We start from the raw sequence: 12,058 nt of genomic DNA, 5'->3' as shown, positions 1-12,058 counted from the left end.
TGTCAGGAGATTATTATGGGAATTATTGGTTGGATTATCATTGGTGCTATTGCTGGTTGGCTCGCGAGCATGGTTACTGGGAACGATAAAAAGATGGGAGCTTTCGCAAATATTGTAGTGGGCGTTATTGGTGGCCTTATCGGAGGATTCATTATGAGTTTACTAGGCGGAACGGGCATTTCCGGCTTTAATCTTTGGAGTCTTCTGGTTGCCTTTATAGGCTCATTAATTGTTTTGTGGATATTTAATAAAATCAACAAATAAAATAAAGAATGGAGGCGTAATTTATGAATGATTCAATCAAAAGTAAAACGGATAAAGTTGTAGGTACTATCAAAGAAAATATTGGAAAAGCTATGGATTCTGAGCAGATGGAACTGAGTGGTAAATTGCAAAATCTTGCCGGCGAAGCCAGAGGGAAGGTTGAAGAGACTATGGGAAAATCTGTACAAATCAGTGAGGATATCAAAGAATCAATTGCAAATAAGGCGAATGATTTAATTGATTCAGTTAGGAGAAAAAACAAATAAGTACTTGTTGATCAAAACTCTATGGAACAAGAAACTATTTCAATTGAAAATCTCCCTGGTTATTTAATTGTGCAACTGGAAAAATAACTGTTCCTGAAAAACTAATTTTAATCATTAACCTTGAGACGCCGGTGACCTAAAGGAGCTCTTGCATGGGCTCCTTTTATTTTCATCACGTAGTATTGATATCTTTGAAAAGGCGACTTCCATTTGAAAACCTCCAGAAATTTGGTTGTCAAATGGTTGTCATCGCCCGCAGTTTGCAGTATATCAAATCTGGAAACTCCTTATTTTATGTGCGATAGCAAGCATACAGTTTCAACATTTGCTGTCGAAGGAAACATGTCCACACAACACACCTTAACCACCTCATACCCCCTCATCTGCAGCACTTCTAAATCTCTCACCAGACTCGTTGGCTTACAAGACACATAAACCAGCCTGTCCACCCCAAAGTCGATAATCTTCCCCAACGCCTTGGGATGAATCCCATCTCTGGGCGGATCCAGAATAATAAGATCCGGCTTATCTTCCAGTTCATCAATCACCTTTAAAACATCCCCTGCGATAAACTCGCAGTTATCCAGGCCATTTCGCGCAGCGTTCTCTCTTGCCGCCTCCACTGCCTCTTCTACAATCTCCACACCCACCACTTTTTTCGCAACAGGTGCAATAATCTGAGCAATGGTTCCAGTACCGCTATATAAATCAAAAACCACCTTATCCTTTGTCTCTCCTACATACCCTCTTGTGGTTTCATACAGTACTTCCGCCCCCAGTGAATTTGTCTGAAAGAAGGAAAACGGTGAAATCTTAAACTTCAGTCCCAGTAATTCCTCATAAAAATAATCCTGTCCATATAAAATATCTGTCCGGTCACTCTTTACCACATCTGCCAGACTGTCATTCAATGTATGAAGAATTCCAACAATTTTACCATTTAGTTTCAAGTTAAGCAGAGCATCAGCAAAAGGGTTTAAATCTAGCTCCTCCTGAGTCGTGGTAACAAGATCAACCAGAATCTCTCCTGTTTTCACCGCTCTGCGCACCAGAAGATGACGCAGATATCCGGTGTGCTGCATCTTCTTATAAAACCCAACCCCTAAGTCTTCAAAATAATCCTTAGCCGCCTTTAAAATATCACAAAAATCTGTATCCACAATCTTACATTCTGTCGTCGTCACCACATCATAAAAGCTTCCTCTTTTATGCATTCCCAGGGAAAGAGGACCATCCTTATATTCATCTCCAAAGGAAAACTCCATCTTATTACGATACTTATCTTCGGTTGGGCTGGGTTTAATTCCTTCAAATATAAAATCGCCTGTCACAACACCATCTAACAGGGATTTTACCTGCTGTTCCTTAATCTTTAACTGTTCTTCATAAGGAATGGTCTGATAGGTGCAGCCCCCGCAGATTCCAAAATGAGGGCAGGGATCCTTTGCATATTCCAGAGGGGATTTCTCTAAAACCTCAAGAATCCGGCCTTCACATTTCCCTCCTCTTTTTTTATTAATCATCACTTTCAATTTCTGTCCGGGAAGTGCGTGCTTTACACCAATTCTTCCTTCCGGTAGTTCTATCATGCCTTTATCCGGAAATTCAAACCGTCCGATTGTACCTTCGTATATCTCACCCTTTTTCACTTATGCTGACTCCTTTTATTCTCTTAAATTTTCATTTAAATTATATATTCTGTCATGTAAAAGAGCGTGTCTCACTTTCTGAGGCACGCTCTCCTTTTAATGCCAGATTTTATTCTTCGGAACTAGCTTCCGACTTTTCATCCTCAAAGAAATCATCGTCGAAATCATCATCAAAATCGTCTTCAAAATCTTCCAGATAATCCGGAGTAAAGAAACGATATACGGTGTAAGCAATTCCAGCTACTGCCGCTACTGCGCCTATGATCGCGAGTATCCAGAGGATACAGTTTTTCTTCTTTTCTTCCTGTTCTCTTTTATGAAGCAATTCATTCACTCTGCTTGAGTTCATAAGATCTTCCAGTTTGCTCATAGCTTCTTTGCTCATTGCATCAAATCTGTTCATGTCTCCACGTCCTTTCTGAGAGCCCTGCTTTCATTCATATCCTTTACGGCATAGATTTCTCTCTTTGCCTGTAGCAGTTATTATACCATTATATTGCCTTTTTTACTATGGTTTTTGGTTTTTTTTAAAATTTTATGAAATTTAAATTATTCTCTCACAAGCTTCAGTTTTGCAAATGAAGCAAACATTTTTTTCACACCTGCCTGGTCAAAGTGAACCGTTACTTCGAAATCTCTTCCACCATCCTTGATTTCCTTTACCTCACCGATACCGAATTTGATGTGGCTGACCCGGTCTCCCTCTTTATAACCAAGAGAAAGCGGTTTTTCAATCGTAAATGCTTTTCCGAATCCAGGAGTCGTTACAGGCTTTGATGTCTTCGAGGCATATGCGTTGCTGCCTGGTCCAAAACTGCTGACACCAGCCGTCCGTCCTGCTGCCCCGCTATTTCCCCATGGAAGACCGCTGTCGTCAAAATCGGACTGGGCTCTGGAAGAAAGTCTTTGCTCCAGTCTGCTGGAGTCCAATAATTCGGCTGGAATTTCTTCCACAAACCGGCTGATCTTAGAATATCTGGTTTCACCATTTACCATACGCTGTCTGGCGCCAGTCATCATAAGAAACTTCTGAGCTCTCGTAATACCAACGTAGCAAAGTCTCCGTTCTTCTTCCACATCCTCTTTATTATCGGAAGAAATAGACATCATACTGGGGAATAAACCATCTTCCATACCACTTAAATAGACTCTTGGGAACTCTAGTCCCTTGGCGCTGTGAAGCGTCATCAGCGTGACACGGTTTTCTGATTCATCCATTCGGTCTATATCTGCAACAAGCGCAACCTCCTCCAGAAACTCGCTTAATTGCGGATGCTCATGCTCGCCTTCAAAGCTGACTGCTTTGTTGATCAACTCTTCTATATTCTCCAGTCGGGTCTGATATTCGATCTCTCCCTCTGCTTCCAGTTCCTTCTGATAGCCGGTTTCATCAAGGATATCTTCAATCAGTTCGTGAATGCTGTAGGTTTCTTCCGTCAGACGATCCCTGAAATCTTCTATCTTCTCTGTAAATCCAAGAACTTTATCCGCTGTTTTCCCAAGCCCCGGTACAGCTTTTGCCCTGCAGAATGCATCGTAGATACCCATTCCACGTTCGGAAGCAAATGCCTGGACTTTGCCGATACTGGTTGCACCGATTCCCCTTTTTGGAACATTGATTACTCTTAAGACAGATAAATCATCTCTCCCGTTTGCGATTGTTTTTAAATAAGCTAAAATGTCTTTGATCTCTTTTCTCTGATAGAAATTAACGCCCCCCACCATACGGTATGGGACATTATGCTGAAGACATTTTTCCTCAATCAGACGGGACTGGGCATTGGTACGGTATAAAACGGCACAGTCCTGGTAGTCAGATGAACTGTTTAATATGTCACGGACAATGGCATCCGCCTCCTCCGTTGCATTTTCAAACTGCTTAAACTGAACCATGGGGCCTTCTTCATTGGACGTCCATAATGTTTTATCCTTTCGGCCTCTATTGTGACGGATCACCTCATTGGCCGCCTGTAAAATGTTCTGGCTGGAGCGGTAATTTTGTTCCAGTTTAATTACCTTTGCACCGGAATAGGATTTTTCAAAGTTTAAGATGTTCTCGATATTGGCACCACGGAACTTATAGATGGACTGATCATCATCACCCACAACACAAAGGTTCTTATATTTACCAGCAAGCAGACTGATTAAACGAAACTGAGCCGTATTGGTATCCTGATACTCATCCACCATAATGTAGCGAAAACGCTCCTGATAGTAGTTTAAGACTTCCGGGTTATTCTGAAACAACTCCACAGTCTTCATAATCAGATCATCAAAGTCCAGTGCATTGTTCTTCTTTAACTCACTTTGGTACTCTTTGTAGACAGAAGCTGCTTTCTTCTGACGGAAATCGCCGGAAGCGTTGAGTTCAAACTCCGCCGCACTTATCAACTCATTCTTGGCTGTAGAAATCAGACCCAGCATCGCACGGTCTTTGTATACCTTTGGATCTATATCCAGCTTCTTTAAAACATGCCGCATCAGAGTCTTCTGGTCGTCTGAATCGTATATGGTAAAATTAGTAGTATATCCAAGACTTTCTATATGCCTTCTTAAGATACGCACACAGGAAGAATGAAATGTGGATACCCAGATGCTGTCTGCCCCAAATCCTACCAGACGATCCACACGTTCTCTCATCTCTCCTGCTGCTTTATTGGTAAATGTTATAGCAAGTATGTTCCAGGGATTCACACCCTTTTCTTCTATTAAATAGGCAATCCGGTGCGTAAGAACTCTGGTTTTACCAGAGCCCGCTCCTGCCAGCACAAGAAGCGGTCCCTCCGTTTGAAGTACCGCCTCTTTCTGCATAGAATTTAATGTATCATAAATACTCATAAATTGTACGCTTTTTCCTTTCCTTGTTCCTGCCCGTTTTTCAGGGCATAGAGGGATGCCGCAGGCACCTTGTTCCTGCCCGTTTTTCAGGGCATAGAGGGATGCCGCAGGCACCTTGTTCCTGCCCGTTTTTCAGGGCATAGAGGGATGCCGCAGGCACCTTGTCCCCCCACATCTTCAGCTCAGCTTCAAATAGGCTTTCAGGGAATCCATATGTTCCAGTGCCAGCCGTCTTCCCTCCTGATACAGCGCCTCCAGTTTCCTTTTGTCCTGCTCCGTTCTTTGAACTGTCACATGATGATCCGGACGGATTACGTAGATTCTGCCCTCTTTTTCCAGACGGTCAATCTCCTCCTGCATCCGGTTATATCTCTCCGGAACGTCCTCCAGCGCCTTTAAAAATCTGGGAAGAGGTGCGAAATAGCGCTCATACCCTTTTTTCGTCCATTTATCAAGGGGCGGTTTCCGATACCCCGGTTCTCTGGTGAGAACCAGCACAATCTTTTCATACCCCAGATCAATTGCTCTTTGATAAGCCACCGGCATGGAGCAGCCGCCATCTAAATACTTCTTTCCTTCCACCGTAATCATTCTGGAAAGTATGGGAATGCTGCTGGAAGCTTTGACGGCATCGATGAAATTATCACATTTGCTTTTTTCAAAATATTCCGGCTTTCCCGTCTTACAGCGGGTTGCAATCACTTCAAAAATCTGTTCAGACTTATAGAATGTGTCATAATCAAAGGGAACCAATGTATTGCTTAATTCCCCAAACAGGAAGTCAAAGTTAAAGATCGAACGTTTTTCCACTAAGTTCCGGAAACTTAAAAAACGTTTATCATTGACATAATCCAAATCCACTTTTATGGTTCTGCCTATCTGCTTGCTGACATAACTCATACCTGACATGGAACCGGCCGATACACCATTTACATAGGACATCTCAATCCCCTGTTCCATGAACACATCCAACACTCCTGCAGTAAATACTCCCCGCAGGGATCCCCCTTCTAGAACTAAAGCTCCTTCTGTCATCTTAAATCACCTCGCCTACTATTTTATTTCATTTATCCTGTCCGGTCAATCCCTTTCGATATCGCCAGGCAAACTTGAGAGTTGAAAAAGCAAATTTCATGTCCCAGGAGACAGTTCACAATCACCCTTTTATATAATATATGATATCCTTATAACTCCTTCTGACAGCAATAGAAAGAGAAGGGGCATAGATAACTTCTTTATCAGCCCTCTACCCCTTCTCTTCGATATTCCAACCTTCTCTATCCCTGTATTAGGCAGGTTAGCAGTCGATCCTATATTTTTGCCTCTCCATTCTGAGTTTGCGTGGCATAGTTGACGTTTATTTCCTCCCCTGCCCCTTTTCTTCAATCTTATAACTACTTCTATACTGTTTGAGGCATAGCAGCAGATAGTTCTTGTTCCGTGCCCCCCAACTAAGGAAACTCAAAACCAAGCTGCCCTGAACAGCAAAAACCACCTGAACATCTATGCTCTTTAAAAAAAGTTTATCATTAAGTCAGTCATTACGCGAACTGGCTTTGGTACAATTGATAATAAGCACCTTCCAGTTTCATTAACTCATCATGATTTCCTGCTTCCCGAATCGTCCCCTGATCGATGACAAAGATCCGGTCTGCCTTGCGGATGGTGGATAATCTGTGGGCGATAATAAAGGAAGTCCGTTCCTTTAAAAGCACTTCAATTCCTTTCTGAACCAGCAGTTCCGTATGGGTATCAATGCTGGAGGTCGCCTCATCAAGAATAAGAATGCCTGGCTTTGATACCATGGTTCTTGCAAAGGCCAGAAGCTGTCTCTGACCGATGGAAAGGCCGGCTCCTCGTTCACTGATTTCCGTATCATATCCTTTTTCCGTCTTCATAATAAATTCATGGGCGTTCACTGCTTTGGCAGCCTCTTCAATCTCTTCATCCGTGGCGTTTAAACGGCCGTAACGAATGTTATCCCGAATGGTTCCGGAGAAGAGGAAATTGTCCTGGGTCATTATGCCCATCTGGCTTCTTAAACTCTTTAACGTTACACTTCTGATCTCCTGATCGTCAATATAGATCTCTCCGCCAGTCACTTCATAGAAACGGCTGATCAGGTTCACAATGGTCGTTTTTCCCGCACCCGTGGGGCCTACCAGCGCGATAGTCTCACCTGGTTTTACCGAAAAGCTTACGTGATCCAGGATCAGACGGTCCGGCTCATCTCCATAGGCAAAGGAAACTTCCTCAAACCGTACCTCGCCCTTTAATTCCTTTAGTTCCACTGCATTCTCTTCATCCTTTATCTCAACTTCCGTATCTATGATATCAAAGATTCGCTCCGCAGCTGAGATATTGGTGGTCAGCTTATTATAGAAGTTAGCAAGATTGCGTATGGGACTCCAGAACATGGCGATGTATGTGGAAAATGCAAGAAACGTACCAATTCCGATCTGTTCCACACCAACCACTTTAATACCGATAAAATAGAGCAAAAATCCACCCATTCCCCAGGTTATTTCAACAAGAGGGCCGAACGCATCAGCAACGATTACCGCATCAATAAAGGAACGGTAATGCTGGTCTACCAGATCGTGAAACACCTCTTTTGTCTCATCCTCAGCAGCATAGCTTTGTATAATCCTGATCCCCGATAAGTCTTCGTGAACATAGCCATTTAAATTAGAAGTTTTCTTTCTGTATACCCGCCATCTTTTATGGACATTGGTCTGAATAAAAAACATACCGACCGCCAGAATGGGAATTGTCAGCAAAGCTGCCATCGCCAGACGGTAATTCTTAATCAGCATAATGCTGAGAACACAGATCACCGTAATGAAATCCGGAATCAGCTGGGTGACACTATCGGATAATACATCTTTTAGTGAATTTACATCACCAATAATTCTTGCAAGTACCTTTCCTGTGGGGCGGCTGTCAAAGAAGCCAAACCCCAGAGACTGGATATGCTGATATAGTTCCTCTCTGATGTTTAAAAGCACACGGTTTGAAACTTCCGCCATGATACGCATACGAACCTTGGTACCCACTAAAAACAGCAGAAATAATCCAATTGCTCCAATTCCCACATTTAGAAGTCCATTGATATCCTTTTGTGCCACACAGACGTTTACCGCATACTCCATCAACAGAGGAGCCAGCATACTGATGGTAATGGTGCCGCCCATAATAAACAGAACAAGCACTATTTTCTTTTTATAAGCAAGCAGATAACGAAACAGACGGATTATGGTATCTTTTTTCAATACCTCTTTCTGTTCCTCATCGATTCTGCTGGTATTTACTGACATAGTGCAGCCTCCTCTCCATACTGAACCTCATAGGTTCTGTAATACTGTCCCCGTTTCTCCATAAGCTCCTCATGGGTTCCACGCTCGATAATCTTTCCGTCTTCCAGAATCAGAATCTCATCCGCTCTGCGCACAGCCGAAATTCTGTGGGCAATGACAATTTTAGAACTGTTTTTCAGTTCTGCCAAATGAGATTCAATCTCCCTCTCGGTTTCCATATCAAGCGCAGAGGTGGAGTCATCAAGAATCAAAATAGGCGTTTCCTTTGCAATGGCTCTGGCTATACTGATTCTCTGCTTCTGACCTCCGGATAAGCCTACGCCTCTTTCACCTATTACCGTATCGTACTGTTCTGACAGCTTCTGAATGAAACTGTGTGCCTCTGCGGAAATCGCCGCCTGCTGAACACTTTCCCACTCCGTAGCATCCTTATTTCCGGTTTTGATATTCTCGGAAATGCTGTCGGAAAAGAGAAATACATCCTGCATAACCACCGAAATCTGTCCTCTCAGTAAGGGAAGTGGCAGATCCTTAATGTTGATTCCGTCAAGCAGAATCTCTCCCGCTGTCACATCATAGAAACGCTCGATCAGATTGACAATCGATGTCTTTCCAGAACCGGTGACGCCCATAATACCCAGTGTCTTTCCTTTTTCCAGGGTGAAATTAATATCATTTAAGATGTCTTTTCCATCCAATTCAAAATCTACATGCTGAAAGGTAAGCTTCCCTTTTACAACTTCTGGAAGAACTGGTTTGTCAGGATCTGCAATCACCGGTTTTTCTTCCATGATCTTTTTAATCTTCTTATTGGAAGCAAAGGCTGCCGCAAGGTCATTGCTTAACCAGCCCACCATTTCCATGGGCCAGATGATATTGTTTGCATATTCGGAAAATGCTCCCAAATCACCAATGGACATCTTTCCCTTAATTACAAGAATTCCGCCGATGATGATGACTGACATCATAAGGAACTTAGACAGGAATGAGATGTTTGGCTGGAACCGGATCAGCAGCTTTGCCTGACTCATGTTTAAGTCATAGTACTGCTTGTTGTGCTTCTTAAATTTACTGATTTCATAGTCTTCTCTGGCAAATGCCTTAACTGTCCTGACTCCCGCCAGATTCTCCTGGGCAACTGTATTGAGCTCCGCAGTCTGTTCGCTGATCTTGTCGTAAACCTCACCCAGCCCTTTTTCCATCTTTAACGCATACCAGGCAATAATCGGCAGGATGACAATAGGAATCAGTGTCAGGATGGGGCTTAACCGCAGCATACACACAAGAACGATAATGGTGTGAATGGAGCATTCCAACACAAGCATTCCCACAAAACCAAAGGCATTCCAGATCCGCTCTGCATCATCCTTAATCCGGGCCATCAACTCTCCCGTATTATGGCTGTCAAAATACCCCACAGACAATGTCTGGATATGATCAAACAGATCCTTTCTTAAACCGCAGGCAATCCTAGCAGCTACAAAGTCAAAGATAAATTCCTTTGTATACTGAAATATCGCTCTGCCGAAACCAATTCCCAAAAGCCCTAAAAGCAGCTTCATAAGAATCTTGGTTTCACCGCCCACAATTACATCATCAATAATATGTTTTGTAATCTGGGGGGCTGATGCATCAAGCAAAATGCTGATAATCATCGCTGCAAGGGCAAGAACGTAAAGAAACTTATATTTCCTTACATACTTCCACAAATTTTTCATACCATTTCCTCCTATTCTTTTTAAAAACTTCATGACTTTTTTCCCATATATGTAAAAAAACCGAAAAAAACTGCGTAGTGCGGTCTTTTTCGGTAAATAAGCAAAAAAATAACCGCAGTCATTCAGACTGCGGATAAACTCATAAAAAGATGCTTCGATCAAGAAGCAGCATTTGTCCTGACATCCTTAGATGCAAAGACAGTTTTCCATGAGGCAGACTGAATTCATCAATGTATTTCTAACTATTTGATTGGTTCTGTTGATTCCACGATTACGCATCATAGTTCCTGCCTCCTTTACTTAGATTTTGTTGTATTTAATATACAATCATAAGAATACTGCCAATTTTTTATTCTGTCAAGCAAATTTTGAACTTTTATGAAATAAAGGAAATTACAGTCAATTATTCCAGAAAAAACTTAGTTCTGGTACGAATTTTCTCTTTCCATTTACAGCAGTCATTGAGATGAAGCATCACATGACGGGTTGGCGGCATCAACAGAAGTCCTGCCACATCCTTATTTCCCCAAAACTCCAGCAGCCACTCAGAATCCTTTTGAGAAGTTACGCCGCCTTCTGCTTTAATTTTCATAAGGTCTGCTTCATTCACCTCCCGAATCATATCTTCATAGGTAAACTGGCTTACGATTTCCCTGGTTCTTTCTCCAACAGCACTGCGGTAATTAAGGAGTTCCTCACAGTCCACCTGTTTGCTGAAAGACATAATCTCCTCATCAGTTAATGCATTTCCTGTATCCTTTATGGGAGAATTAATTCTCCTGCTCCAGTCCTCGTCAAAAAGCTGATTTCCCCTTGCAGCCAGAATGCCCATGGTCAAATCTTCAATTCTGGCAATATGCCAGACTACCCAGGCAATTGTCTCATCATCTTTGCCAGGCATAATTGCATATTCCCGTGGTTCCAGATCTCCAAACAGGCGGTCAGTTTCGTTTTCTTCTCTATCTTTTATATTCGTTCGATGCAGCTGTTTATGAATGTCCAGAAAAAAATTAATGGCCTCTTTGGTATTTTGCTTTTTGCGGATCACCTTATTTAATGCCTTATGCTCTTCACTTAATCCCTCACCAAAATATTTCATAGTCTGTCTCACCCCACAGGATTCTGTTATACGTTTCTTTCGTCCAACAATTCCTTCTGTCTTTTTTTAGGCAGCTTTGCAAAAATAAGAGAATAGGACTTTTCCAGCATATCCTTTAACAGGTCTTCCGGCACTTCTCCGTCTGCCATTACTGAATTCCAATGAACCTTGTTCATATAATATCCCGGTACGATGTCTTTGTACTGCTGCCTTAAAAAATCACCTTCCAAAGGATTCAGCTTCATGGATATCAGCTTTTCCTTCCCCTGATCATCTCTGCAGACAGCTGCAAACAGCTTACCGTCAATCATATACCGGTCCCAGTTCCATTCCTCTTTAAAATCACTGGTAACTCCATTCATTTCCTTTAAAAAGCCATCGATCCACGGATAGTTCATAGCACCTCCCAAAATCCTCTATTTTCTGTTAGGACGTCTTTTTATCAGCAGAAGATTCATATAATCATCAACCAAAGACAGATCGTCTGCAGGAAACATGATCCATTTTCCATCATGGTATGTGGTTGAAGTATCATACAGTTCCAGTATCCGGGGGGAGAAGTTTTGCCTTTCCAGTTCAAACTTGTCCCGTTCTGCTTTGCCCAGAATCACCATGAAACCACAACAGCCCTCTCTTGCATAGAGTGCGCAGAGGGTCTTCCCCCCTCTGCGGTATTTGTATTCGTACTTCCATGCCTTACCGCCGCTATTCCAAAGGCGGTCCATGTCATATGTTTCTTCGATCTTCGTGCAGAGAGCTTCCCATGCAAGAAAAGCCTCCTCTCCAATTAAACTGATCATTTCTTCCCGGTCCGGGGTCTTTTCAAGCATGAGTAACTCCTTTCGTTGATTGCTCTGTCACCTGTTTAAAGGATTATATCACCCATAACACGACAGCTGTATGTCAT

11 protein-coding genes are annotated in these 12,058 nt (G+C 42.5%); 2 read left to right on the top strand and 9 right to left on the bottom strand.

What is annotated here, in order from left to right:
* Positions 1-15 precede the first annotated feature (15 nt).
* Positions 16-264, top strand: coding sequence for a GlsB/YeaQ/YmgE family stress response membrane protein (locus ACOAOT_RS07805; protein ID WP_420216465.1), 249 nt, complete (start codon positions 16-18; stop codon positions 262-264).
* A gap of 23 nt (positions 265-287) precedes the next feature.
* Entirely contained in the window at positions 288-530 is a 243-nt protein-coding gene (locus ACOAOT_RS07800) for a CsbD family protein (protein ID WP_420216464.1), read from the top strand.
* A 287-nt stretch (positions 531-817) separates the two neighbouring features.
* Here ACOAOT_RS07800 and rlmD read toward each other — a convergent pair whose 3' ends face one another.
* The 9 genes from rlmD to ACOAOT_RS07755 all read right to left on the bottom strand — a co-directional run bounded on the left by rlmD (position 818) and on the right by ACOAOT_RS07755 (position 11,981).
* A complete protein-coding gene (gene rlmD, locus ACOAOT_RS07795; protein ID WP_420216463.1) occupies positions 818-2,179 on the bottom strand; it encodes a 23S rRNA (uracil(1939)-C(5))-methyltransferase RlmD in 1,362 nt (453 codons plus the stop codon).
* Positions 2,180-2,288: 109 nt separating this feature from the next.
* Complete coding sequence (locus tag ACOAOT_RS07790) at positions 2,289-2,582, bottom strand: DUF4366 domain-containing protein (RefSeq protein ID WP_104435983.1); 294 nt, start codon at positions 2,580-2,582, stop codon at positions 2,289-2,291.
* Positions 2,583-2,728: 146 nt separating this feature from the next.
* Entirely contained in the window at positions 2,729-5,017 is a 2,289-nt protein-coding gene (gene pcrA / locus ACOAOT_RS07785) for a DNA helicase PcrA (protein WP_420216664.1), read from the bottom strand.
* Positions 5,018-5,194: 177 nt separating this feature from the next.
* Complete coding sequence (locus tag ACOAOT_RS07780; RefSeq protein WP_420216462.1) at positions 5,195-6,052, bottom strand: patatin-like phospholipase family protein; 858 nt, start codon at positions 6,050-6,052, stop codon at positions 5,195-5,197.
* A 506-nt stretch (positions 6,053-6,558) separates the two neighbouring features.
* Positions 6,559-8,334 carry an ABC transporter ATP-binding protein gene (locus ACOAOT_RS07775; RefSeq protein ID WP_420216461.1) on the bottom strand — a complete coding sequence of 592 codons (1,776 nt, stop codon included), beginning with the start codon at positions 8,332-8,334 and terminating at the stop codon, positions 6,559-6,561.
* Entirely contained in the window at positions 8,325-10,052 is a 1,728-nt protein-coding gene (locus ACOAOT_RS07770; RefSeq protein ID WP_420216460.1) for an ABC transporter ATP-binding protein, read from the bottom strand. Before ACOAOT_RS07770 ends, ACOAOT_RS07775 begins: the two co-directional genes overlap by 10 nt.
* Before the next feature lie 403 nt (positions 10,053-10,455).
* Positions 10,456-11,151 (bottom strand): DinB family protein, encoded by a 696-nt coding sequence (locus tag ACOAOT_RS07765; protein ID WP_420216459.1) that lies wholly within the window; start codon positions 11,149-11,151, stop codon positions 10,456-10,458.
* 26 nt (positions 11,152-11,177) lie between these two features.
* Positions 11,178-11,549: an MmcQ/YjbR family DNA-binding protein gene (locus ACOAOT_RS07760; protein WP_420216458.1), complete on the bottom strand. Its 372-nt coding sequence runs from the start codon at positions 11,547-11,549 to the stop codon at positions 11,178-11,180.
* A gap of 18 nt (positions 11,550-11,567) precedes the next feature.
* Positions 11,568-11,981, bottom strand: coding sequence for a DUF3788 domain-containing protein (locus ACOAOT_RS07755; RefSeq protein WP_420216457.1), 414 nt, complete (start codon positions 11,979-11,981; stop codon positions 11,568-11,570).
* Between the last annotated feature and the right edge of the window lie 77 nt (positions 11,982-12,058).

Origin of the sequence: Lacrimispora struthionigena (assembly GCF_048627165.1) — a bacterium.
In the GTDB taxonomy this organism is placed as follows: domain Bacteria; phylum Bacillota; class Clostridia; order Lachnospirales; family Lachnospiraceae; genus Lacrimispora.
Note: the sequence above shows the minus strand (reverse complement) of the source record. Positions and strands in the feature narration are given on the sequence as shown.

Bases quoted from the DNA above. Each gene is read 5' to 3' on its own strand.
- ACOAOT_RS07765 (WP_420216459.1), bottom strand. From the start codon at position 11,151: ATGAAATATTTTGGTGAGGGATTAAGTGAAGAGCATAAGGCATTAAAT.
- ACOAOT_RS07800 (WP_420216464.1), top strand. From the start codon at position 288: ATGAATGATTCAATCAAAAGTAAAACGGATAAAGTTGTAGGTACTATC.
- pcrA (WP_420216664.1), bottom strand. From the start codon at position 5,017: ATGAGTATTTATGATACATTAAATTCTATGCAGAAAGAGGCGGTACTT.
- ACOAOT_RS07760 (WP_420216458.1), bottom strand. From the start codon at position 11,549: ATGAACTATCCGTGGATCGATGGCTTTTTAAAGGAAATGAATGGAGTT.
- ACOAOT_RS07780 (WP_420216462.1), bottom strand. From the start codon at position 6,052: ATGACAGAAGGAGCTTTAGTTCTAGAAGGGGGATCCCTGCGGGGAGTA.
- ACOAOT_RS07770 (WP_420216460.1), bottom strand. From the start codon at position 10,052: ATGAAAAATTTGTGGAAGTATGTAAGGAAATATAAGTTTCTTTACGTT.
- ACOAOT_RS07805 (WP_420216465.1), top strand. From the start codon at position 16: ATGGGAATTATTGGTTGGATTATCATTGGTGCTATTGCTGGTTGGCTC.
- ACOAOT_RS07755 (WP_420216457.1), bottom strand. From the start codon at position 11,981: ATGCTTGAAAAGACCCCGGACCGGGAAGAAATGATCAGTTTAATTGGA.
- ACOAOT_RS07775 (WP_420216461.1), bottom strand. From the start codon at position 8,334: ATGTCAGTAAATACCAGCAGAATCGATGAGGAACAGAAAGAGGTATTG.
- ACOAOT_RS07790 (WP_104435983.1), bottom strand. From the start codon at position 2,582: ATGAACAGATTTGATGCAATGAGCAAAGAAGCTATGAGCAAACTGGAA.